This window comes from Burkholderia sp. Bp9031, assembly GCF_003857965.1.
Taxonomy (GTDB): domain Bacteria; phylum Pseudomonadota; class Gammaproteobacteria; order Burkholderiales; family Burkholderiaceae; genus Burkholderia; species Burkholderia ambifaria_A.
On record NZ_QTPW01000001.1, the window covers coordinates 207,363 to 229,347 of the forward strand.

21 protein-coding genes and 1 pseudogene are annotated in these 21,985 nt (G+C 67.8%); 12 read left to right on the forward strand and 10 right to left on the reverse strand.

Annotated elements, in window-relative coordinates; genetic code table 11:
* Nucleotides 1–309: 309 nt before the first annotated feature.
* Nucleotides 310–1,921: pseudogene (locus DIE15_RS00900) on the forward strand (acid phosphatase).
* 108 nt (nt 1,922–2,029) lie between these two features.
* On the opposite strand, the gene DIE15_RS00905 reads toward DIE15_RS00900, so the two are convergent.
* Nucleotides 2,030–3,526 carry an FAD-dependent oxidoreductase gene (locus DIE15_RS00905; RefSeq protein WP_057925128.1) on the reverse strand — a complete coding sequence of 499 codons (1,497 nt, stop codon included), beginning with the start codon at nt 3,524–3,526 and terminating at the stop codon, nt 2,030–2,032.
* 326 nt (nt 3,527–3,852) lie between these two features.
* A complete protein-coding gene (locus DIE15_RS00910; RefSeq protein ID WP_057925184.1) occupies nt 3,853–4,062 on the reverse strand; it encodes a hypothetical protein in 210 nt (69 codons plus the stop codon).
* Nucleotides 4,063–4,500: 438 nt separating this feature from the next.
* Between DIE15_RS00910 and DIE15_RS00915 the strand changes: the two genes are divergently transcribed.
* From DIE15_RS00915 to DIE15_RS00935, 5 genes are all read left to right on the forward strand, one after another.
* Entirely contained in the window at nt 4,501–4,917 is a 417-nt protein-coding gene (locus DIE15_RS00915) for a nuclear transport factor 2 family protein (protein ID WP_124832020.1), read from the forward strand.
* 3 nt (nt 4,918–4,920) lie between these two features.
* On the forward strand, nt 4,921–5,829 hold the full coding sequence (locus DIE15_RS00920; protein WP_124832022.1) for an SDR family NAD(P)-dependent oxidoreductase: 909 nt from the start codon (nt 4,921–4,923) through the stop codon (nt 5,827–5,829).
* Nucleotides 5,826–6,584, forward strand: a complete 759-nt coding sequence (locus DIE15_RS00925) for an SDR family oxidoreductase (protein WP_124832024.1) — start codon at nt 5,826–5,828, stop codon at nt 6,582–6,584. Before DIE15_RS00920 ends, DIE15_RS00925 begins: the two co-directional genes overlap by 4 nt.
* A 37-nt stretch (nt 6,585–6,621) precedes the next feature.
* Nucleotides 6,622–7,458 carry an SDR family NAD(P)-dependent oxidoreductase gene (locus tag DIE15_RS00930; protein ID WP_057925123.1) on the forward strand — a complete coding sequence of 279 codons (837 nt, stop codon included), beginning with the start codon at nt 6,622–6,624 and terminating at the stop codon, nt 7,456–7,458.
* A gap of 81 nt (nt 7,459–7,539) precedes the next feature.
* Nucleotides 7,540–8,445, forward strand: a complete 906-nt coding sequence (locus DIE15_RS00935; RefSeq protein WP_124832026.1) for an NAD(P)-dependent oxidoreductase — start codon at nt 7,540–7,542, stop codon at nt 8,443–8,445.
* Between the two features lie 147 nt (nt 8,446–8,592).
* Here DIE15_RS00935 and DIE15_RS00940 read toward each other — a convergent pair whose 3' ends face one another.
* The 5 genes from DIE15_RS00940 to DIE15_RS00970 form a co-directional block, all read right to left on the reverse strand.
* Entirely contained in the window at nt 8,593–10,458 is a 1,866-nt protein-coding gene (locus tag DIE15_RS00940) for a phosphoenolpyruvate carboxykinase (GTP) (RefSeq protein WP_124832028.1), read from the reverse strand.
* A gap of 531 nt (nt 10,459–10,989) precedes the next feature.
* Entirely contained in the window at nt 10,990–11,766 is a 777-nt protein-coding gene (locus DIE15_RS00955) for a glucose 1-dehydrogenase (RefSeq protein ID WP_124832030.1), read from the reverse strand.
* 117 nt (nt 11,767–11,883) lie between these two features.
* Nucleotides 11,884–12,639, reverse strand: coding sequence for an SDR family NAD(P)-dependent oxidoreductase (locus DIE15_RS00960; protein ID WP_124832032.1), 756 nt, complete (start codon nt 12,637–12,639; stop codon nt 11,884–11,886).
* A 9-nt stretch (nt 12,640–12,648) separates the two neighbouring features.
* Entirely contained in the window at nt 12,649–13,515 is an 867-nt protein-coding gene (locus tag DIE15_RS00965; RefSeq protein ID WP_057925118.1) for an SDR family NAD(P)-dependent oxidoreductase, read from the reverse strand.
* 50 nt (nt 13,516–13,565) lie between these two features.
* Nucleotides 13,566–14,066, reverse strand: coding sequence for a nuclear transport factor 2 family protein (locus DIE15_RS00970; RefSeq protein WP_124832034.1), 501 nt, complete (start codon nt 14,064–14,066; stop codon nt 13,566–13,568).
* A 207-nt stretch (nt 14,067–14,273) separates the two neighbouring features.
* On the opposite strand from DIE15_RS00970, the gene DIE15_RS00975 reads away from it, so the two are divergent.
* The gene (locus DIE15_RS00975) at nt 14,274–14,795 is read left to right on the forward strand and encodes a nuclear transport factor 2 family protein (protein WP_124832036.1); all 522 of its coding nucleotides are present in this window, start codon (nt 14,274–14,276) and stop codon (nt 14,793–14,795) included.
* A gap of 50 nt (nt 14,796–14,845) precedes the next feature.
* Nucleotides 14,846–15,562: an EthD domain-containing protein gene (locus tag DIE15_RS00980; protein WP_124832038.1), complete on the forward strand. Its 717-nt coding sequence runs from the start codon at nt 14,846–14,848 to the stop codon at nt 15,560–15,562.
* Between the two features lie 54 nt (nt 15,563–15,616).
* Here the strand turns inward: DIE15_RS00980 and DIE15_RS00985 are convergent, their stop codons facing one another.
* On the reverse strand, nt 15,617–17,203 hold the full coding sequence (locus DIE15_RS00985; protein ID WP_057925114.1) for an isocitrate lyase: 1,587 nt from the start codon (nt 17,201–17,203) through the stop codon (nt 15,617–15,619).
* 411 nt (nt 17,204–17,614) lie between these two features.
* Between DIE15_RS00985 and DIE15_RS00990 the strand changes: the two genes are divergently transcribed.
* The 4 genes from DIE15_RS00990 (at nt 17,615) to DIE15_RS01005 (ending at nt 20,200) form a co-directional block, all read left to right on the forward strand.
* The gene (locus tag DIE15_RS00990; protein ID WP_057925113.1) at nt 17,615–18,136 is read left to right on the forward strand and encodes a YbaK/prolyl-tRNA synthetase associated domain-containing protein; all 522 of its coding nucleotides are present in this window, start codon (nt 17,615–17,617) and stop codon (nt 18,134–18,136) included.
* A complete protein-coding gene (locus DIE15_RS00995; RefSeq protein ID WP_057925112.1) occupies nt 18,133–18,771 on the forward strand; it encodes a transcriptional regulator in 639 nt (212 codons plus the stop codon). The genes DIE15_RS00990 and DIE15_RS00995 overlap by 4 nt, the downstream gene beginning before the upstream one ends.
* A gap of 69 nt (nt 18,772–18,840) precedes the next feature.
* Complete coding sequence (locus tag DIE15_RS01000; RefSeq protein ID WP_124832040.1) at nt 18,841–19,815, forward strand: threo-3-hydroxy-L-aspartate ammonia-lyase; 975 nt, start codon at nt 18,841–18,843, stop codon at nt 19,813–19,815.
* A 136-nt stretch (nt 19,816–19,951) separates the two neighbouring features.
* Complete coding sequence (locus DIE15_RS01005; protein WP_124832042.1) at nt 19,952–20,200, forward strand: hypothetical protein; 249 nt, start codon at nt 19,952–19,954, stop codon at nt 20,198–20,200.
* 46 nt (nt 20,201–20,246) lie between these two features.
* Here DIE15_RS01005 and DIE15_RS01010 read toward each other — a convergent pair whose 3' ends face one another.
* Together DIE15_RS01010 and DIE15_RS01015 are read right to left on the reverse strand one after the other, a co-directional pair.
* Nucleotides 20,247–21,071: an SDR family NAD(P)-dependent oxidoreductase gene (locus DIE15_RS01010; RefSeq protein ID WP_124832044.1), complete on the reverse strand. Its 825-nt coding sequence runs from the start codon at nt 21,069–21,071 to the stop codon at nt 20,247–20,249.
* Nucleotide 21,072: 1 nt separating this feature from the next.
* Nucleotides 21,073–21,948 (reverse strand): SDR family NAD(P)-dependent oxidoreductase, encoded by an 876-nt coding sequence (locus DIE15_RS01015; RefSeq protein WP_124832046.1) that lies wholly within the window; start codon nt 21,946–21,948, stop codon nt 21,073–21,075.
* Between the last annotated feature and the right edge of the window lie 37 nt (nt 21,949–21,985).

Sequence of the window (21,985 nt, forward strand, 5' to 3'; positions counted from 1 at the left end):
TCGTCGCATGAATGACACCGCGAAGGCACCGCCGGGCGCCGTTCGCGCGGACAGCGCGCCACAACGCGCCGCCCGTGCTTCCAGTCTAGCTCTCACGCAAGCGTCCCGCATCGTCCGACAAATACCTTTCATCGACGTCGCCGGCCGCGTTATAGTCGCCTTCGTGACATTTTTGTGACCGTCGACCTCGCACCGGGCATCGCCCCGCCCGTGCGCAACGCCGGCTGTTGCGTCCCGTCCCGCGTCGCGGCAGGCTGTGCGACGCTGCCGCGCATCGAACGACAACCGACCATTCGAGGAGCACACGACGTGAACGACACCCCCGATCGCCCCGACGACCTTCCCGTTGATCCCGACCGCCGCCGCCTGCTCGGCGGCTTCGCCGCGCTCGGCGCGGGCGTCGCGCTCGGCGGCTGCGAGACCACGCCGGGCGGTGCGCCACATCGTCGTGATCTATGCGGAGAACCGCAGTTTCACGAACCTGTACGGGGATTTCCCGGGCGTGCAATATCCGCTGAGCGAGGTGAAGCCCGAGCATGCGCAGCAGCTCGATCGCGACGGCAAGACGCCGCTGCCGGTGCTGCCGAAGATCTGGGGCGGGCTCGTGCCGCAGGCGCAGGAAGTGGGTGGCAAGCGCTACGCGATCGCCGAGCGCGACCTCGACAAGCTGCCGAACGCGCCGTTCCGGATCGCCGACGCGCAAGGCAAGCCGCTGCCGAACGGCGTGATCACGCGCGACCTGTGGCACCGCTTCTACCAGAACCAGATGCAGATCGCCGCGGGCCGCAACAACCAGTTCGCCGCGTGGGCCGATTCGGGCGGCCTCGTGATGGGCCACTACCGCAATTCCGCCGACACGCTGCGACTGTGGAACCTCGCGCGGCAATACACGCTGTGCGACAACTTCTTCATGGCGGCCTTTGGCGGTTCGTGGATGAATCACATGTTCCTGATTTCCGCGCAGCCGCCGATCTATCCGGACGCGCACAAGCATCCGCACGCGGCGAAGCTGCTGTCGAAGGTCGACGGCGACGACCCGGCCGGCACGCGCCTGACGCTCGCCGCCGATTCGCCCGCGTCCGCGCTCGACGGCCCGCCGAAGTTCGCGGTCGACGGCCCGCTGACGCCCGACGGCTACGGCGTCAACACGATGGCGCCGCCGTACCAGCCGAGCTACGTGCCGCCGGCCGACCCGGGCAACGCCGCCTATGCGGATCCGGCCGACCATCGCGTGATGCCGCCGCAGGGCTACGCGACGATCGGCGATCGCCTGTCGGAAAAGAACGTTGACTGGGCGTGGTACAGCGGCGCGTGGCAGTACGCGCTCGAGCACCGCGACACGGGCACGGTGCCCGATTTCCAGTACCACCACCAGCCGTTCAACTACTTCGCGAACTATGCGCCGGGCACCGACGCGCGCCGCCAGCACCTGCGCGACGCAGGCCTCGGCGACGAGCCGTCGACCAACCGCTTCATCGCCGACATCGACGCGGGCCGCCTGCCGGCCGTCACGTTCTACAAGCCGCAGGGCAACCTGAACATGCACGCGGGCTATGCGGACGTCGAATCCGGCGATCGCCACATCGCGAACGTGATCGAGCGCATCCGGCGCGGCCCGCAGTGGGCGAACACCGTGATCGTGATGACGCACGACGAGAACGGCGGCTGGTGGGATCACGTCGCGCCGCCGGTCGGCGATCGCTGGGGCCCCGGCTCGCGGATTCCGGCGCTCGTGATCTCGCCGTTCGCGAAGAAGGGCTACGTCGATCACACGATGTACGACACGAACTCGATCCTGCGCTTCATCAGCCGCGTGCACGGCCTTGCACCGCTCGATGGCGTCGCCGCGCGCGACAAGGCGTTCGCGTCGCGCGGCGCAACGCCGCCGGGCGATCTGACGAACGCGCTCGACCTTGGTTGACGGCGCACGGACGATCCGCCGACATCCGCCTGAAACGACGACGCCCCGGTGCAACACGGTTGCCCGGGGCGTCGTCGCTTTCCCTTTCCGCACGACGCGTGCGCTACATCATGCGGCGCTGCGCAACGCCTCGCTCGCCGAGCACGCGGCGTGACGACCGGCCTGCCGGCCGAAGAACGTCGCGTCGGCCAGCGACAGTCCCGAGCTGTACCCGGCACCCCAGCGCGGCAGCCCGCAGGTCGTGCGGCCGGCCGCATAGAGGCCCGCCACCGGCACGCGCGCCGCGTCGAGCACCTGTCCGGTCGGCAGCGTATCGAGCCCGCCCAGCGTGAAATGCGGATAGAACGCGTAGTCGATCCGGCAATCGAGCGCGACGAATGGCGGCTCGATCAGCGGCCTCAGCCATTTCCTCGCCTTGTGGAACAGCGGATCGGCGCCTTCGGCCGCGTGGCGGTTGTAGACCTCGACGGTCGCCGTCAGCGTGCCGGCCGGCATCTGCAGGTCGCGCTCGACTTCCTCCCACGTCTCGCCCGCTGCCGCGATGCCGATCCGCGCGATCGTGGGCGGCTCCTGGTAGGTCGCCTGGTCGACCAGCAGGTAGATCCGGTCGTCGGCCTGGTGGAACGCGTGATGGCCGGTGCGGCCGTGATAGCCGTCCTCGTTGATGAAGCGCTGGCCGCGCGCGTTCACGAAGATCCCGTGGATCAGCGATTCGGGCGCGTAGAACGGCAGGCTCACGAAGCCCTGGTCCATGTGGATCGCGGCGCCGCCCGCGCTCTGGCCGAGCAGGATGCCCGAGCCGTCGTCGCCGGGGCTGCCGATCGGTTCGTCCGAGCGCAGAAACTGCGGCGCATGCTTGCGCACCATGTCGCGGTTCATCGCGAAGCCGCCTGCGCACAGGATCACCGCCCGGCGCGCCCGCACGCATGCCGTTTCGCCGTATGCGCGCAGCACGACGCCGAGCACGGCGCCTGCATCGTCGACGATCAGCGCCAGTGCGCGCGTGTCGTAGCGTGTCGATACGCCGAGCGCCTGTACGCGCTCGGCCAGCACGCGCATCAGCATCTGCCCGCCGCCCCAGCCCGGCCATTGCGGCGTGTGGCCGCGCGGGCACGGCTTCGCGGCCTCGCTGAACGGCCAGGCTTCCTCGCTGCCCGACCAGATCAGGCAGTCGTCGGTTTCCGGCTCGACGATCCGCTCGGCGATGAACGTGTTCTTGTACGTGAGGCCCTGCGCGACGAGCCAGTCGTGGTGCGCGAGGCTCTCGCTCGCATAGAGGCGCACCTTCGCTTCGTCCGCGTCGCGGCCGCCCGCGAGCATCAGGTAGCGGTACAGGTCCTCGGTGTCGTCGCGGAAGCCGGCCTGCCGCTGCGCGGGCGTGCCGCCGCTGCCGCCGAGGTAGATCTCGCCGCCGGACAGCGCGCTCGTGCCGCCGTAGCTCGACGCGCGCTCGACGACCAGCGTGTCGGCGCCGGCGCTCGCGGCTTCGATCGCCGCGCACGCGCCGGCCGCGCCGAAGCCGACGATCACGACATCGTGTTCGGCGTCCCAGCGATGCACGTCGCGGACGTTCAGGGGGCGGGTCAGGGAATATTCGGATGACATGTGGGTAATGGGTCGGCGTGAAGGGAATCGGTGAAAGGTGCCAGCCGGGGCGCAGCACCGCCGGGCAAGCCCGACACGAACAGCGGCGCTTGGCCGATGCGAGCGCTCGACGGCGTGCATGCGAATCGCGCTCGGTGCCGTGGGCGGGGAAGTCGAACGACAGCAGGAAACCGGATGGGCAGCACGCGCCGGGCGACACTCAGCACGTGTATCGCGGATATCGCAGGTATCGCGGCGCTCGACCAGGCCCCGTCCGTCCGAACGCCGCCGCATCGCGACGGCGCCGACGCGGCATCGAATCGGCGCGTCGCGCGGCCGCGCCGGTGTTACATGCCGCGCAACGCGGCGAACCCGAAGTGCGACGGATCGATCGGCACGCAACCGGTCGGCAGGCCGTTCGGGTCGACCGTGCGGCATTGCAGGATGCCGGCCGCATACGGTGGCGACGGGACCTGCTCGGCACCATATCGCGCCATTGCCATGGCCGCGAACGTACCCATCGCCAGTACGCACAGCTTGCGAGTCGTCAGTCTCATGATCGTCGTCCCCTCCGGTTGGCCGCTGTCGCGGTTCGTGTCCGGCGCACCGGCCTCGGGCAAGCAGGCAGCAGCACCGGATGACTGCACGGTAGCCAGCGCCGGCCCGCCGGCCATCGTCCATTTCGACTAGGGGCAAACGCGAAGCGGGTTCCCTTCGACATTCCGCGTTGCAGCATTACTGAACGCCCGAGCCGTCGCCGGGATCCGGAAAGCCTCTGTCGCGGCTTGCTGCGATTGGCTACGCATTCGCCGCCGCGTCGCAGCATCGGACGATGCGCTGCCGTCGATCCCGGTGTTTTCCCCGATCCTTGCCCTGCTCCGTATGGATGATGAGGATCGATCGGTCCGATGCGAACCTGCGCGTCGACGTCGCAATGCCGCCGCGTCCGCGCTCGCGGCGCGGCCGAGTCTTTCCGTTCATTCACGGGAGTACGCATGACCGATTCGCATCCCCGCCACGCGCTGTACGAGCTCGCCTGCCGTTACGCGCAAGCCGTCGACCGGCGCGACTGGCCGCGCCTCGCCACCCTCTTCACCGCCGACGCGCAGCTCGACGGCCCCGGTTTCCGCTTCGACGACCGCGACGCGATCGTCGCTGGCATGGGCGTGATCGAGCGCTACGAAACGACCCAGCATCACGTGCACAACCAGCTCGTCACGCTCGACGGCGGCGAGGCCGATGTCGAGACCTACGGCGTCGCGTGTCACGTGTACATGCGCGATGGCGTCAAGCGCAAGCTCGACTGGGGGATGCGCTATCGCGACCGCTGCGTGTTCGACGGCGGCACGTGGCGCTTCGCCGCGCGCACGCTGCACGTCGACTGGTCGCAGGACCTGCCGCTGGAGGGCTGAACGATGCGCTCGTCCTTTCCCCTCGCAGGCCGCACCGCGCTCGTCACGGGCGGTGCCGGCGGTATCGGCGCGGCCTGCGCACAGGCGCTCATCGCCGATGGCGCGGCCGTCGTGCTGATGGGCCGCCGCCGCGACGCACTCGAACGCACGCAGCGATCCCTGACCGACGCGGTGCCCGGCAGCCGCGTCGCGATCCACGCGGGCGACGCCTGCGACGACGGCGACCTGCAGGCCGCGCTGGACACCGCGTGGGCACTCGACGGCCGTCTCGACATCGTCGTGCCGACCGTCGGCGGCGCCGGGTTCCGGCCACTGCTGATGCACGACGCCGACAGCTTCCGCGCCGAAATCGACCTGAACCTGCACAGCGCGTTCACCGCGATCCGCCACGCCGCGCCGCGGCTCGCCGACAGCGACGGCGGCACGATCGTCTGCATCTCGTCGACGGCCGCGCAAATCAATTTTCGCTGGCTGAGCGCGTACTGCACCGCGAAGGCGGCGCTCGAGGCGCTGGTGCGCGGCGCGGCCGAGGAGCTGGCCGGCGCGAAGATCCGCGTGAACGCGGTGCGGCCGGGCCTCACGCGCTCCGAAGCCACCGCGCCGATGTTCGACAACCGCGCGCTGGTCGACAGCTTCCTCGAGCAAATTCCGCTCGGCACGCTCGGCGAACCGGAAGCGATCGCGCATGCGGTGCGTTATCTCGCGGGCCCCGAGTCGGGCTGGGTCACCGGCCAGAGCTTTGCGGTCGACGGCGGCCACGAGTTGCGCACCAACCCGCGCGTCGACGACACGATCGCGCAGATCTACGGCACGGCCGCGCTCGACGCGGTCAAGGCCGGCCGGGCGCCGAGCGCCGAGCGCCGCATGGGCGAGCGCCTTCCTTCAACCACCACGCAAAACGACCCAACATGAATCGAGTCGCAAACAAGGTCGCGCTGATCACCGGCGCGGCAAGCGGCGTCGGCCGCGCGGATGCGCTGCTGCTGGCCGCCGAGGGCGCACGCGTCGTGCTGACCGACATCGACGAGGACGCGGGCCGCGCGCTCGCGCGCGAGATCGGCGACACCGCGCTGTTCGTGCATCAGGACATCGCCGACGAGGACGGTTGGCGGCACGCGATCGCGTCGACGCTCGAGCGTTTCGGCCGCCTCGACGTGCTCGTCAACAACGCGGCGATCTGTCCGGTCGGCTCGATCGAGGACACGAGCCTCGACACCTGGCGGCGCGTGCTGCGCGTGAACGCGGACGGCTATTTCCTCGGCTGCAAGTACGCGATCGGCGCGATGAAGGACAACGACACGCCGGGCTCGATCGTGATGATGTCGTCGGTCGCCGCGCTCGGCGGCCTGCCGATGATGTGCGCGTACACCGGCTCGAAAGGCGCGGTGACGGCGCTCGCGCGCAGCGTCGCCGTGCACTGCAAGCGCAGCGGCTACCGGATCCGCTGCAACTCGATCCATCCGGACGGGATCTGGACGCCGATGACGCAGGCGCTGATGCCGGGGCTCGATCCGGCCGAGCTCGGGATCGGCAACGATCCGATGGCGCGCATGTGCGATCCGCAGGACGTCGCGAATCTCGTGCTGTTTCTTGCATCCGACGAATCGCGCTTCGTGAACGGCACGGAACTGCGGATCGACAACGCGCAACTGGTTGCGTCGCTGTGACGCGGCTCGCGGTTTTCCCGTTCGAAGGAGTGTCCTGATGATTTCATACACCGGCAAGACCGTGCTGGTCACCGGCGGCGGCGCGGGCATCGGCCGCGCGTGCGCGGAAGCGTTCGGCGCGGCGGGCGCGCGCGTCGCGGTGGCCGAGAGCGACCCTGTACGCGCGCAGGACGTGCGTCAGGCGCTCGAAGCCGCGGGCGTCGACGCGCTCGTCGGCACCGTGGACGTCACACGCCGCGACGCGGTCAACGCATTCGCGCGGACCATCGACGCGCGCTTCGGCGGCCTCGACGTGCTCGTCAACAACGTCGGCGATTTCCTGCAGATCGCGAAGCCGTTCGACGACCATACCGACGACGACATCGCACGGCTGTTCGATGTGAACCTGCGCCAGGTGTTCGTCGTCACGCGTGCGATGCTGCCGTTGCTGCGCAAGCGCGGCGCGGGCAGCAGCATCGTCGGCGTGTCGTCGATCGAAGGCTTTCGCGCGATTCCGAACTGCACCGTCTATGCGTCGTTCAAGGCCGCGCTGACCGGCTTCACGAAAAGCCTCGCACTCGAGCTCGGGCCGGCCGGCATCCGCGTGAACCAGATCGCGCCGGAAACCACCGAGACGCCGCAGGTGCCGGTCAGCGCGATGGTCGCGGCCGAGCATCGCGAGCACATCCCGCGCTGGATTCCGCTCGGACGCTTCGGTACGGCCGGCGACATCGCGGGCGCCGCGCTGTTCCTCGCGAGCCCGCTCGCCGCGTGGGTCACCGGCACGACGCTGCACGTGGACGGCGGCGCACTCGCGGCAGCCGGCTGGTATCGCGACCCGAACGGCTTCTGGACCAACATGCCGGTCGTCACCGGCAACGGCTTCAATTTCTGAGCCGCCGCCGTTCGCGCGGCTTCATCCGTTCAATCATCGGTTCAGTTCAAGCGGCGCACCTGTGCCGCCACCGGAGACACCATGAAAATCCTGATCATCGGCGGTACCGGCCTCATCGGCGGCCATGCCGCGCTGCATCTGCACGCGCAAGGCAACGACGTGACGCTCGCCGCGCGCAAGCCGCCGCCGCCCGGCAGCGCGCTCGCGCGGTTCGACGTGCTGCTGCGCGACTACGTGGCCGGCAACTTCACGCGCGACGATCTCGCGCCGTTCGACGCGGTCGTGTTCGCGGCCGGCAACGACATTCGCCACCTGCCGCCGGGCACCGACGAAGCCGCGCACTGGGAGCGCGCGAACGTCGACGCGGTGCCGCGCTTCTTCGCGCTCGCGCGCGATGCCGGCGTGAAGCGCGCGGTGCTGGTCGGCAGCTTCTATCCGCAGGTCGCGCCGGCGCTCGTCGACACCGTGCCGTACGTGCGCTCGCGCCATCTCGCCGACGAACGCGTGCGCGCGCTCGCGTCGGTGTCGTTCGCCGTGTGCAGCGTCAATGCGCCGTTCGTCGTCGGGTCGGTGCCGGGGCTGCGCAACGAGATGTTCGCCGCGTACACGGGCTATGCGCAGGGCAGGCTCGCCGGGCTGCCGGTGTACGGGCCGGCCGGCGGCAGCAACTTCATCTCGACGCAATCGCTGTCCGAAGCGATCTGGGGCGCGCTGCAGCGCGGCAAATCGGGCAAGGCGTATCTCGTCGGCGACGAGAACCTGAGCTTCGCCGACTACTTCGCGGCGTTCTTCCGCGCGGCCGGCAATCCGCAAACGGTGCCGTCGCTCGACCAGGAGCATCCGCTGCTGCCGGACATCGCGATCTATACGGGGCGCGGCAACGTCGTGTCGTACGAGCCGGATCCCGCCGATATCGCGCTGCTGCGCTACCGGCGCGGCGACGTGCAACGCGCGGTCGACGAAGTGGTCGCGCAGTGCGGCGCGTAGGCGCACGGCCTGCGCACGTGCCGAGCAGAAACGAAGCTGAAACGAAGCTGAAACGACAACGTCCCGCCGCCGGCAATGGGTGCCGGCGGCGGGACGTCGATGCCACTACGTCGGTACTTCGCTACTTCATGACTTCGATTGGGATCGTCAGCCGCCGATGCGCTGCTCGATCTTCTTCATCGTGTCGGTCAGCTCGATCGGCAGGCGCAGCTTCAGCGTGTCGAACAGCGCCGCATGCAGCTTCAGCTCCTCGCGCCATTCGTCGGCGTTCATCGACGTCACCGCGTCGAACTGCTCGCGCGTGAAGTCGAGCCCGTCCCAGTGCAGGTCGTCGTAGGCCGGCGACACGCCGAACGCATGTTCGCCGCCGCCACCGTTGCCTTCGAGGCGATCGAGCATCCACTTCAGCACGCGCATGTTCTCGCCGAAGCCCGGCCATACGAACTTGCCGTTCGCGTCCTTGCGGAACCAGTTCACGCAGTAGATCTTCGGCAGCTTCGCGCCCGCGCCTTCGAGCTGCTTGCCGAGCTTCAGCCAGTGCGCGAAATAATCGCTCATGTTGTAGCCGCAGAACGGCAGCATCGCGAACGGGTCGCGACGCACGACACCCTGCTGGCCGGCCGCCGCGGCAGTCGTCTCCGAGCCCATCGTCGCGGCCATGTACACGCCTTCGACCCAGTCGCGCGCTTCGGTCACGAGCGGTACCGTCGTCGAGCGGCGGCCGCCGAAGATGAACGCGTCGATCGGCACGCCGGCCGGGTCTTCCCAGTCCGCGTCGATCGACGGGCATTGCGACGCCGGCGCCGTGAAGCGCGAGTTCGGATGCGCGGCCTTGCGGCCGGTTTCCTTGCCAATTTCAGGCGTCCACGGGTTGCCCTGCCAGTCGGTCAGCTTCGCGGGCGGCGTGTCGGTCAGGCCTTCCCACCACACGTCGCCGTCTTCCGTCAGCGCGACGTTCGTGAAGATCACGTTTTCCTTCAGCGTCGAGATCGCGTTCGGGTTGGTCTTCACGCCGGTACCGGGCGCAACCCCGAAGAAGCCGGCTTCCGGGTTGATCGCGTACAGGCGGCCGTCGCGGCCCGGCTTCAGCCACGCGATGTCGTCGCCGATCGTCGTGACCTTCCAGCCGTCGAAGCCCTGCGGCGGAATCAGCATCGCGAAGTTGGTCTTGCCGCACGCGGACGGGAACGCCGCCGCGACGTGATACTTCTTGCCGGCCGGCGACGTCACGCCGAGGATCAGCATGTGTTCGGCGAGCCAGCCCTGGTCGCGGCCCATCGTCGATGCGATGCGCAGCGCGAAGCACTTCTTGCCGAGCAGCGCGTTGCCGCCGTAGCCGGAACCGAAGCTCCAGATCTCGCGCGTCTCGGGGAAATGCACGATGTACTTGACCGGGTTGCACGGCCACGGCACGTCCTTCTGGCCCGCTTCGAGCGGATGGCCGACGCTGTGCACGCACGGCACGAATTCGCCGTCCTCGCCGAGCACGTCATACACCTCGCGGCCCATGCGCGTCATGATCCGCATGTTCACGGCCACGTACGGGCTGTCGGACAGCTCGACGCCGACATGTGCGATCGGCGAGCCGAGCGGGCCCATCGAGAACGGCACGACATACAGCGTGCGGCCGCGCATCGAGCCGCGGAACAGGCCGCTCAGCGTTTCGCGCATTTCGTCCGGCGCGATCCAGTTGTTGGTCGGGCCGACGTCGTCGGGCGATTGCGTGCAGATGAACGTGCGATCCTCGACGCGCGCGACGTCCGACGGATCGGATTGCGCGAGGTACGAGTTCGGGCGCTTCGCCGGGTTCAAACGCGTGAGCGTGCCCTGGTCGACCATCGCCTGGCACAGCGCGTCGTACTCTTCCTGCGAGCCGTCACACCACACGACGCGCTCGGGCTCCGTGAGCGCCGCGATACGCGACACCCACTCGATCAGTTTGCGATGCTTGACGAATGCCGGGGGAGCGATCAGCGGGCCGTGCGTCGCTTCGGCCAGGGAGTTTTGCGACATGGAAACGTCTCCAGATTATTGGGTATTGGGCGGGGATGGGGGATGCGGGGCGAGCCCGCGAGATGGGGAATGCGGTCGGAGCGCAGGTTGAAGCGACGCGCAAGGCGGGACACGCGAGCGGAGCGCGTGTCGATGCCGCGATGCGGGCGAGAGAATGTGATGTCTCGTATGAGCGTGCGAACGCGAGTTTCGCCATGCAAGCAACCTGCCGTACAACTCCATGCCGGCCAGCATACCATCGCCGTTATTGGTCGGGCGTTGCGTTGCAACAAGAAACAACTATGACGACGTGCCGGCATGTCGCTTGCCGGCAGGTTCCTTTTATTGCGTCGACGCGTGCGCTTTGGGGACGAAACGGCTGGAACGTCCGCCCCGCAAGGGTTCCGCAAAGATGGAAATTTCGGCGCGACCGTTCGCATGCGATGCACCCGAACGGTCGCGGCCCGAATTCGCGTTTTCGCTACTCAGGCAAACCCTGAATTAGGTTGCGTACACAAACATCCATCGCGCATGCGTTGTGTGCGCTACCGCTCAAAACGGCGCGCCCGGCAATCCGGGGTAATACGCGCCTGCCGCCATCCCGCCATCGACGGACAACTCGGCGCCGTTGCAGTACGACGCTTCGTCGCTCGCGAGAAACAGCGTCGCGCGCGCGATTTCGTCAGGCAAGCCGACGCGCTGCAGCGGCACGTGCGTGTAGTGCTTGTTGACCTCGTCGAGCGGTGCGCCGGTCGGGTTCGACATCGCCGTGTTCACGCCGCCCGGATGGATCGAATTCACGCGCACGCCTTGATGGCCAAGTTCGAGCGCCGCCACCTTCGTCAGCCCGCGCACGCCCCATTTGCTCGACACGTAGGCGGCCAGCGCGTTCACGCCGCGCAGCCCGTCCACCGACGAAATGTTGACGATCGACCCGCTCTTTTGCGCGATCATGCGCGGCGCGATCGTGCGAATGCCGACGAACGTGCCGACGAGATTGACCGACACCGCACGCTCGAAATCGCGTTTCGACAACTCGGTGATCGCGCCGAACATCAGCACCGCCGCGTTGTTGACGAGCACGTCGATGCGGCCGAACTGCTCGACCGTCGCATCGGTGACACGCGCCCAGTTCGCTTCGTCGGCCACGTCGAGCCGCATGAAGCGCGCCGCGTCGCCGAGCTCGCGCGCAAGCGCTTCGCCCTCCGCATCGAGCACGTCGCCGATCACGACGCGCGCGCCCTCTTCGACGAATAGCCTGCATGTCGCCGCGCCCATTCCGCGCGCGCCGCCCGTGACGAGCGCCACCTTCCCTTCCAGTCGACCCATGTCGTTCTCTCTTCGATACGTTCCGATTCCGGTTGGCCGGCCGCGACGCGCGGCACTCGCGCATGCACGCCGGCCCATGATTGACGCTGCGCCGATGCGGTCGCCCCGCGCTCGCCGTCAGCCCCAGTACGCCTGCCCGCCGTCGAGCGGCAACGTCGCGCCCGTCAGGTACGCGGCGTCGCGGCTTGCGAGAAACACGATCGCGCGCCCGATGTCCTGCTCGCAGTCGCCCACGCGCCCCAGCGGGATCGTGCGGAAGAACGCGGCGGCCTCGTCCGGATTCGCGTCGACCCAGCCCTTCAGCCCCGGCGACAGCGCATGCGGCGCGACCGCGTTCACGCGAATGCCGTCGGCGCCCCATTCGCATGCCGCCGCACGCGTGAGCGCGCGAATCGCTTCCTTGGTCGCCGCGTAGGCGCCGTAGCCCGACGTGTCCCAGCGCACCGCGGCCGACGACGCGAAATTGACGATCACGCCGCAACCCTTCAGGTGCGGATGACAGGCACGCATCATCCGCAACGTCGCGATCGGCCCCGACTCGAGGCCCGCGAGAAAATCCGCGTCGGTCACGTCGAGCAGGCGGCCGAGCGGCACGACCTGCGCGTTATTGATCAGGATCTGCACGCCGCGGAACCGCTCGACCACCGCGTCGACGCATTGCGCGATCTGCGCGGCGTCCATCACGTCGCACACGAACGGCTCCGCGACACCGCCGCGTGCACGGATCGCATCGCAGGTCGCGACCAGCTTGTCGCGCGTGCGGCCGACCACGGCCACGTGCGCGCCTTCGGCCGCGAGCGCGTGCGCGACGCCTTGCCCGACGCCCTGCCCCGCGCCCGTCACGAGCGCGACCTTGCCTTCGAGGATGCCCATGCCCGCTCCTTACGCGACGATCGCCGGATGCGCCTGCACGGGCCCGCCGAGCAGCTCGCGATACGACGGCGGCTGCTTGCCGTCGAGATCCTCGATGCCGTACTGCAGCGCGGCTTCCGCGCCGACCAGCACCTGGCCCGATAGCGCCATGCGCTGCGGATCGGCGTGGATCGCCCGAATCACGCGGCCGGTGAATTCCGGGCTTTCGGCGACGAGCGAGAATTCCTTGTACAGGTCCGGATGTTCTTCCCACACGCGGGTCGTGCGCTCGGTGCGCAGCGGCCCCATCCAGATCGACACGGCCGCGACGTCGAACGGCTTCAGGTCCACGGCCATGTCCTTCGCGAACTTGTCGACACCCGACTTCTGCGCGCCGTACGCGGCGCCGTGCATATAGCAGCTCGCGCCGAACGACGACGTGAACGCGATCAGTCCGCTGCGGCGCTTCGCCATCAGCGGCGCCGCATGCCAGCTCGCGACGTACGCGGAGCGCAGCCCGACGTCGAGGATGTTCACGAGGTCGAGCGACTTCTCCCAGAACGGGCCCGGCAGGATCAGCTGGTCGTGCAGGTAGGTCGCGTTGTTGACGAGGATGTCGAGCCGCCCGCTTTCACGCTCGACGCGCTCGAACAGCGCCTTCACCTGCGTGTCGTCCGCGTGGTCGCACGCGACGGCGATCCCGCGGCCGCCGAGCGCATCGATCTCGCGTGCGGTCTCGTGGATCGTGCCGGGCAGCGGTGCGTCGCCTTCGTGCTGCGAGCGGCCCGTCACGTAGACGGTCATGCCGGCCGCGCCGAGCGCGCGCGCGATACCCTTGCCCGCGCCGCGCGACGCGCCCGTCACGACGGCAACCGGCGCCTCGTGGTTCTGTGTCATGTTCGATGTCTCCTGGGGATGTTCTCGATCGATGCGAGTAGTGCGCGCCGTCACGCGGCAGGCGGCTGCGCGCCGGCGAACAGCACGCCCGGCGCATCGCCGTCATAGCGGGCGGACAGCGTCGACGTGACGACGCAACGCGTGGCCGCGATCTTCCATTCACCGTCGACCTTCCGGTATTCGTCGTCGTAGGTCGCGCCGAGCTGCGTGAGCGTGCGCGCGCGGGTGTCGAGCATCTGGTAATGCAGGCCCCACGTGCCACGTGCATGCGTGTCGTCGAGCACGGTGATGTCGGGATTCACGCCGTGGTGCATCTCGACGATGTGCGGGTGGCAGCCGAGCTGCTCGAACACGTCGACGAGCGCATCGCGGTGCTCGAACGTGCCGATCCGGCCGTAGTCGATGTGCACGGTGCCGGGCGTGAAGCAATCTCGCATTCCTTGGGGATCCTTCCGGTCGCAGCACGTGAAGTAGCGCGCCTTCAGGCGGCGGATCGCGTCGGCGTCCTCGAGCCTGCGCACGCGCACTTCCATTCGTTCGATCGGGGTCATGCCGTCTCCTTGGTCTCGTGTGCGCGGATCGAAGCCGCGTCGACGCCACGTTACAGGCGCACGAGATGCCGGCCATCACCTGTTTGGATGAAACCGGCGCCCTTGTATCGGTGAAGGTGAGCGCCGCCGCAGTGTTCGTCCGAACAGACGATGTGACGCAGGCGGCTTCATTCCTACCATCGAACGACACCACCATGAGATACGGCGATGGACGAGACGACCCGCACGCTCCACGAGTACGAGCAGATCCGCCAGCTGAAGTACCGATATTTCCGCGCGGTCGACACGCACGACTGGTCGCTGCTCGCGCAATGCCTGACCGAGGACTGCGAAGCGCGTTTGTACGGCGGCCGCTATGCGTACGACGGCCGCGATGCCTTTGTGTCGAGCCTGCGCGCGCTGATCGGCAAGCCGACCTTCCTGACGATGCATCACGGCCATCACCCCGAGCTCACGCTAGTGTCAGCCAATCATGCGTGCGGCGTGTGGTTTCTCGAGGATCACGCGATCAATCTCGAGGACAACTACCTGCTGCACGGTACCGCGTTCTACGACGACCAGTACGTGAAGCACGACGGCGTGTGGCGCATTCATGCAACGCGCCACGAGCGGCTGTTCGAAACCGTCACGTCGCCGATTCCACCGTCGTTCACGCTGACCGCGAACCGCTTCTCGCCTGGCGCACATGACGCGGCCGATTCGGCCGATTCGATCGCGAACCCTTCCTGAAACCCGGCGGCAGCGCCGCCGATCCCGTCATTCCCCCTGGAGCCGGAACAATGGAGAAAGTCATTTACGTGTTGTGGCGCGATGCGCAGGTCGCGCCCGAGCAGTGGAGCCGCAACGTGCGCGCGCAGCTCGCCGACAAGCTGCTGTCGCTCGGCGCGCACGGCGTGCAGGTGAACGTCGCCGACGCCGATGTCGCACCGGCCGCCGGCCTGAAGCAGACCAACACGCACCCGGGCATCGACGGGATCGTCGCCGTGTGGATCGACAGCGCGAACCCGATGTTCCGACAGCCGTTCGACGACGCGGTGCGCGCGATCGTCCCGCACATGGCCGCGTATCTCGTCACCGAGTCGCAGCCGATTCCGAACACGCGTTTTCCGGCGCGGCCCGGCGAGCGCACGAGCGGCTTCTCGCAGCTCGCGTTCCTGAAGCGCCCGCCGCGCCTCACGCACGAAGCGTGGCTCGACGTGTGGCACGGCCACCATACGCGCGTCGCGATCGATACGCAGGACAATTTCCTGTACGTGCAGAACGTGGTCGTGCGTGCGCTCACGCATGCGGCGCCCGGCTACGACGCGATCGTCGAGGAATGCTTCCCGGCTGCGGCGATGACCGATCCGTACGCGTTCTTCGATGCGCTCGGCGACGAGGCGAAGTTCCAGCGCAACGTCGCGGAGATGATGGACAGCTGCGCACGCTTCATCGATTTCGACAAGATCGACGTGGTGCCGACGAGCCAGTATGTCGTGAAGGCCGTGCGCGGATAAAAAAAACGCCAACCCGCGATGTGACGGGTTGGCGTTGTGCCGCGGGTGAGACGATTACGAGAACTGGTTCATCGTGTTGTCCTTGCCCGCCGCCTTCAGCGCTGCGTCGCCGCTGAAGTATTCCTTGTGGTCGTCGCCGATATCCGAGCCGGACATGTTCTGGTGCTTGACGCACGCGATGCCCTGGCGGATTTCCTTGCGCTGCACGCCGGCCACGTAACCGAGCATGCCCTGGTCGCCGAAGTATTCCTTCGCGAGGTTGTCGGTCGACAGCGCAGCCGTGTGGTACGTCGGCAGCGTGATCAGGTGGTGGAAAATGCCTGCTTCACGCGACGCATCGGCCTGGAACGTACGGATCTTCTCGTCGGCGAGCTTGGCCAGTTCGGTCTCGTCGTACTCGACGCTCATCAGCTGCGCCCGGTCGTATGCCGACACGTCCTTGCCTGCTGCCTTCATCCCGTCAAATGCCTGCTGACGGAAGTTCAGCGTCCAGTTGAACGACGGGCTGTTGTTGTACACCAGCTTCGCGTTCGGGATCACCTTGCGGATTTCGCTGACCATGCCGCCGATCTGCGCGATGTGCGGCTTTTCGGTTTCGATCCACAGCAGGTCGGCGCCGTTCTGCAGCGACGTGATGCAATCGAGCACGCAACGCGCTTCGCCCGTGCCGGCGCGGAACTGGAACAGGTTGCTCGGCAGGCGCTTCGGACGCAGCAGCTTGCCGTCGCGCTTGATGATGACGTCACCGTTGCCGAGTTGGTCGGCCGACAGCTCTTCGCAGTCGAGGAATGCATTGTATTGGTCGCCCAGGTCGCCCGGCGCGTTCGTCACGGCGATCTGCTTGGTCAGGCCGGCGCCGAGCGAGTCGGTACGGGCGACGATGACGCCGTCGTCCACGCCCAGTTCCAGGAACGCGTAGCGGATCGCGCGGATCTTCGCGAGGAAGTCCTCGTGCGGCACGGTGACCTTGCCGTCCTGGTGGCCGCACTGCTTCTCGTCGGACACCTGGTTCTCGATCTGGATGCAGCATGCACCCGCTTCGATGAACTGCTTGGCCAGCAGGTACGTTGCTTCCGCGTTGCCGAAGCCTGCGTCGATGTCGGCGATGATCGGCACGACGTGCGTCACGTGGTTGTCGATCTTTTCCTGGATCGCGGCCTTGGCAGCGGCGTCCTTGGCAGCATCGAGCTCGCGGAACAGGCCGCCCAGTTCACGGGCATCGGCCTGGCGCAGGAACGTGTACAGCTCGCGGATCAGCGCGCTGACCGAGGTCTTTTCGTGCATCGACTGGTCCGGCAGCGGGCCGAACTCCGAGCGCAGCGCGGCGACCATCCAGCCCGACAGGTACAGGTAGCGGCGTTCGGTGCTGTTGAAGTGCTTCTTGATGGAGATCATCTTCTGCTGGCCGATGAAGCCGTGCCAGCAACCCAGCGACTGCGTGTACTTGGCCGGATCGGCGTCATACGCGGCCATGTCGGCGCGCATGATCTTCGCGGTGTACTTCGCGATATCCAGGCCCGTCTTGAACTTGTTCTGGGCACGCATGCGAGCGGCATACTCGGGGCTGATGGCGTTCCACGCGCTGCCGTGGTTTTCCTTCAAGCCAGCCACTGCCTTGATGTCGTCTTGATATTGGGACATGTCAATCTCCTGGGAACGAAGCGCATTTGAGTAAAGGGTTCAGCCTGCCCGCTCCGTGTGACGAAGCGAACTGCATGGACTCAATAGTAACGCTGCGCGATGCATCGCCGATCAACTCTTATATAAGACATAAGATATAAATTTCTCTTGTTTTTCAATGAGATAAGCAGCCCGTTTTGCAATGCAAAACAGATTTTCAAGCGGCGGAAAGGCGACGCGTCGGGAATGCGCCGCGCATTCCACGATATGAAACGTCCTTTCGGCAGTTGGTGGGAGGACAGGCACGGCGATTCATGCTTCGCGCTTTTGCCACACACATGACAAAACGTCTATACTTGGACAATTCATCGACGGCAACCGATGCGCGCCGTCCCCGCGTACCGCAATGCGCTTCCTCCTTCCCGGAACGACATGAGCGACTACCCCGTTTTCGACGCGCTGTGCACACTGTTGAATACCTCCGGCGCACGGTTCCGCGTGCTGGATCACCCGGCCGAAGGCAAATCCGACGTGATCGCCGCGATTCGCGGCACGCGTCCCGAACAGGGTGCGAAGGCGATGCTCTGCACGTTCAAGGACGGCGGCGACGCCACCGCGCTCGCAGTGATCCCCGGCCACCTGAAGATCGATTTCCGCAAGGTCGCCGACGCGCTCGGCCGCCGCAAGGCGACGCTCGCGCCGCCCGAACTCGCCGCCACGGTCACGCGCTGCGTGATGGGCGCCGTGCCGCCGTTCGCATTCGATGCCAACGTGACGCTCGTCGTCGATCCCGCGCTGATCGAACTGAACGATGAAATCGCGTTCAACGCGGGCCGCCTCGACCGCTCGGTCGTGCTCGACGCATCCGACTACGTGCGAATCGCCCGCCCGCTCCTGGCCGACATCACGCGGCCGGAAACGACCGACACCCCCACCGTCCAGGCCAACGCATGACCGCGCCCCGTTCCAAACCACAGTCGGAACAGGCGTCGCTGATCGAGCAGGTGCTGCGCATCGCCGAAGGGCTCGGCGCGATGTTCGCGCCGTTCACCGAGGTCGTCGTGCACGACCTGCGCACGCCCGAGCATGCGATCCTCGCGATTCACAACAACCTGTCGGGCCGCGCGGTCGGCGATCCGGCGACCGAACTCGGCCTCGCCCGCATCGCGGACGACGACTTTCCGCAGGTGCTCGCGAACTACGCGAACCGCTTCGCCGACGGCCGCACCGCGAAAAGCACGTCGATCGGCATCAAGGATTCGAGCGGCCGCTACGTGGCCGCGCTGTGCCTGAACGCGGACGTCACGCTGTTCCGCGGCTTCCAGGGGATGCTGCACCAGTTCTGCAGCACCGAAGGCGAGCCGGTCGCCGAAACGCTCGACCCGGCGGGCGCGGACGCGATCCGGCAGCGCATCGACGCGTTCGCGACGCGCCTCGCGACCACGCCGCGCGAGCTGAAGACCGAGCAGCGCCGCGAGCTGATGCAGACGCTGAAGACGGACGGCTTCCTCGAAGTGCGCCGCGCGATGGAAATCGTGTCGCAGCACCTCGGCGTGTCGCGCGCGACCGTATACAACGATGCGAAATGATGCGTGATGCGGATGCGCGCCCATGGCACGCCCGCTTACCTGTTGACTGACTCTTCCGACGAGCGACTCATGACCACTCCGACCCTCCCCACCTACGACGACGTCGCGGCCGCCGCGGCACGGCTCGAAGGCCACGCGCACCGCACGCCCGTGATGACGTCGCGGACGATCGACGAAGCGCTCGGCGCGCAGGTGTTCTTCAAGTGCGAGAACCTGCAGCGCATGGGCGCGTTCAAGTTCCGCGGCGCGTTCAACGCGCTGTCGCGCTTCGACGCGACGCAGCGCCGCAACGGTGTCGTCGCGTTCTCGTCCGGCAACCATGCGCAGGCGATCGCGCTGTCGGCGCGCATCCTCGGCATCCCGGCGACGATCGTGATGCCGCAGGACGCACCGGCCGCGAAGATGGCCGCGACGCGCGGCTATGGCGGCAACGTCGTGACCTACGACCGCTACACCGAAGACCGCGAGCAGATCGGCCGCGCGCTCGCGGAAAAGCACGGGCTCACGCTGATCCCGCCGTACGACCACGCCGACGTGATCGCCGGCCAGGGCACGGCGGCGAAGGAACTGTTCGATGAAGTCGGGCCGCTCGACGCGGTGTTCACGCCGCTCGGCGGCGGCGGCCTGCTGTCGGGCACGGCGCTCGCGACGCGCGCGCTGTCGCCGCACGCGAAGCTGTACGGCGTGGAGCCGGAAGCCGGCAACGACGGCCAGCAATCGTTCCGGTCCGGGTCGATCGTGCATATCGACACGCCGCGCACGATCGCCGACGGCGCGCAGACGCAGCACCTCGGCAACCTGACGTTCCCGATCCTGCGGCGCGACGTCGACGACATCCTGACCGCGACCGACGCGGAACTGGTCGACTGCATGCGCTTCTTCGCGACCCGTATGAAGATTGTCGTCGAGCCGACCGGCTGCCTGTCGTTCGCAGCCGCGCGCCGGATGAAGGACGAACTGAGGGGCAAGCGCGTCGGCATCGTGATCAGCGGCGGCAACGTCGATCTCGAGAACTTCTGCGCGCTGGTGTCCGCGGCCGCATGACCGTCGCGGCGCGCGGATGACTGATATGAACATCCTGTCATCCGCACGCCGCCGCTGCTTCACGTCGCGTTAAGTTTCGCGCCCTAGACTGATTAGGTCGTCCCGCAGTCAGGTCAGTCGTGAAGAAGGAGTCGCCATGAACACGCACGCGATCGTCGCTGCCGCCCTCGCGGCAGCATCCCTCCCGGCGTTCGCTCAACCGGGCGTGACGTCATCCGGTTTTCCCGCCACGTCGCCGCACGCCCTTGTCGCGCAGGCCACCCATCGTTCGCCCGCCGCGCTGCCGGCCGCCGGCTTCGTGCTCGCGAAGATCGATCAGAACAATACGCCGCCCGATCGCGGCGGCGATCCGAGCGGCCGCACGCGCTCCGGCACGCATATGTAATGCCGCGTGGGCCGGTCACATCGCACGGCCCGCCCGCATCGCGACCTCACAACGACGGCAGGGACGGATCGCGCGCGGCGAGGATGTCCGCGGTGCGCCGCTGCAGCGCGCCGTCGATCGTCTCCGGCTGCGGAATCAGCCAGTAGCGCCCGTCTCGAATGCCGTCGAACACCCGCGCGGCGAATGCGTCGGGCGTAATCCCGTGCGCGTTCAGCATCGCGCGCATCGTCTCGACGAAACCCTGCACCTCGGGCCGATCGTGCGTGGCGCCGAACGGGTCGTTGAAGATGCCCGTCTGCACCGGGCCCGGCGCGAGCAGCGACACGCCGACCGGCGCGCCGAGCATCTTCAGCTCGCCGTACAGCGATTCGGTCAGCGCAACCACCGCGAATTTCGTCGCCGAGTAAGGCGACATCAACGGGCTCGGCAGGAATCCGCCGACCGACGCGGTATTGACGATGCGCGCCGGCAGGTTGCGCTCGAGCATTCGCGGCACGAAGCTGCGGATCCCGTTCAGCACGCCGTGCACGTTGATCGCGAAACTGCGCTCGAACCGTTCCGGCGTGATTTCCCAACTGAAGCCGGTCGCCATCACGCCCGCGTTGTTGAACAGCAGGTCGACGCCGCCGAAGCGCTGCCATGCGGCGTCGGCCAGCGCATCGACGGCCTCCGGCCGGCTGACGTCGGTCGGCACGCACAGCACGTCGGTGTCGAGCGTCGCGGCGAACGCGTCGAGCTTCGCCGCGTCGAGGTCGGCCAGCACCACGCGCATGCCGAGCGCGGCGGCATGGCGCGCGAGCCCGCTGCCGATGCCGCTGGCCGCACCGGTAATCACCGCGGTGCCGCCGTCGAAGCGAATCGAATACGTCATGTCAGCGTCCTGTCGGGTCGATGCGGGGATGCGCGTACGCGGGAATCTCGGGCGGCGGCAACGGCGTGCGGCCGTCGAGCGAGCGCACCGCGAGCCCCTGCGATAGCGGAAAATGCAGGCTGTGCGTGACGAGTCCCGTGCGCTCGCGCGCCGGCAGGCTGCACAGCGCGAGCGCCGTTTCCGCGAGATACGCGACGTCCTCGGTCGGATAGCCTTCGGGGATATAACGGGCCGCGCCCGGCGTGCGGATCGCGGTGCTCGGCGCGACCAGGTTCACCGCGATCCCGTCGGCTTCGAGTTCGGCCGCGAGGCCTTGCGTAAAGCGCGACAGCGCGGCCTTGACCGCCGCATAGACGGTCGCGCCGCCCGCGCGCGAGAAATCGTCGAACGGCCGCGGCGGCGCGAGCGCGGTGACCGAGCCGACATTCACGATCCAGCCGGCGCCGCGCGCGCGCATCAGCGGGATCGCGGCCTGGCTCAGCGCGAACGGGATGCGCAGATAGTGCTCGATCGTCGTGTCGAACATCGCCATCGGCATCGCGTCGACGCACGCGTAGTCGGCCACACCCGCATTGTTCACGAGGATGTCGAGGCCGCCGGCGGCCTGGGCCGCGCGTCCGACGAGCGCATCGCGCTCGGCCGGGTTCGACAGGTCGGCGGCGAGCGCAATCGCGCGGCCGCCCGCCTGTTCGACCAGTGCGACCGTTTCGGCGAGCGTGCCGGCAGTCGTCGCCGATTGCGTGAGGCTGCGCGCCGTCACGACGACGGTCGCGCCTTCGGACGCGAGGCGCTGCGCGATCGCGCGGCCGATGCCGCGGCTCGCGCCGGTTACGAGCGCGCATTTGCCCGCGAGCGTCGCGGTTCGGGTGTCGGTCATGATGTCTCCGGTGAAGGTAATGTTGCGTGCGGACCGT

Coding starts and splice junctions, on each gene's coding strand:
- DIE15_RS01015 (WP_124832046.1), bottom strand. CDS start 21,948: ATGACCGACACCCGAACCGCGACGCTCGCGGGCAAATGCGCGCTCGTA.
- DIE15_RS00960 (WP_124832032.1), bottom strand. CDS start 12,639: ATGGGCATCCTCGAAGGCAAGGTCGCGCTCGTGACGGGCGCGGGGCAG.
- DIE15_RS00920 (WP_124832022.1), top strand. CDS start 4,921: ATGCGCTCGTCCTTTCCCCTCGCAGGCCGCACCGCGCTCGTCACGGGC.
- DIE15_RS00985 (WP_057925114.1), bottom strand. CDS start 17,203: ATGTCCCAATATCAAGACGACATCAAGGCAGTGGCTGGCTTGAAGGAA.
- DIE15_RS00990 (WP_057925113.1), top strand. CDS start 17,615: ATGAGCGACTACCCCGTTTTCGACGCGCTGTGCACACTGTTGAATACC.
- DIE15_RS00910 (WP_057925184.1), bottom strand. CDS start 4,062: ATGAGACTGACGACTCGCAAGCTGTGCGTACTGGCGATGGGTACGTTC.
- DIE15_RS01000 (WP_124832040.1), top strand. CDS start 18,841: ATGACCACTCCGACCCTCCCCACCTACGACGACGTCGCGGCCGCCGCG.
- DIE15_RS00915 (WP_124832020.1), top strand. CDS start 4,501: ATGACCGATTCGCATCCCCGCCACGCGCTGTACGAGCTCGCCTGCCGT.
- DIE15_RS00925 (WP_124832024.1), top strand. CDS start 5,826: ATGAATCGAGTCGCAAACAAGGTCGCGCTGATCACCGGCGCGGCAAGC.
- DIE15_RS00970 (WP_124832034.1), bottom strand. CDS start 14,066: ATGACCCCGATCGAACGAATGGAAGTGCGCGTGCGCAGGCTCGAGGAC.
- DIE15_RS00935 (WP_124832026.1), top strand. CDS start 7,540: ATGAAAATCCTGATCATCGGCGGTACCGGCCTCATCGGCGGCCATGCC.
- DIE15_RS00905 (WP_057925128.1), bottom strand. CDS start 3,526: ATGTCATCCGAATATTCCCTGACCCGCCCCCTGAACGTCCGCGACGTG.
- DIE15_RS00940 (WP_124832028.1), bottom strand. CDS start 10,458: ATGTCGCAAAACTCCCTGGCCGAAGCGACGCACGGCCCGCTGATCGCT.
- DIE15_RS01005 (WP_124832042.1), top strand. CDS start 19,952: ATGAACACGCACGCGATCGTCGCTGCCGCCCTCGCGGCAGCATCCCTC.
- DIE15_RS00955 (WP_124832030.1), bottom strand. CDS start 11,766: ATGGGTCGACTGGAAGGGAAGGTGGCGCTCGTCACGGGCGGCGCGCGC.
- DIE15_RS01010 (WP_124832044.1), bottom strand. CDS start 21,071: ATGACGTATTCGATTCGCTTCGACGGCGGCACCGCGGTGATTACCGGT.
- DIE15_RS00980 (WP_124832038.1), top strand. CDS start 14,846: ATGGAGAAAGTCATTTACGTGTTGTGGCGCGATGCGCAGGTCGCGCCC.
- DIE15_RS00995 (WP_057925112.1), top strand. CDS start 18,133: ATGACCGCGCCCCGTTCCAAACCACAGTCGGAACAGGCGTCGCTGATC.
- DIE15_RS00975 (WP_124832036.1), top strand. CDS start 14,274: ATGGACGAGACGACCCGCACGCTCCACGAGTACGAGCAGATCCGCCAG.
- DIE15_RS00965 (WP_057925118.1), bottom strand. CDS start 13,515: ATGACACAGAACCACGAGGCGCCGGTTGCCGTCGTGACGGGCGCGTCG.
- DIE15_RS00930 (WP_057925123.1), top strand. CDS start 6,622: ATGATTTCATACACCGGCAAGACCGTGCTGGTCACCGGCGGCGGCGCG.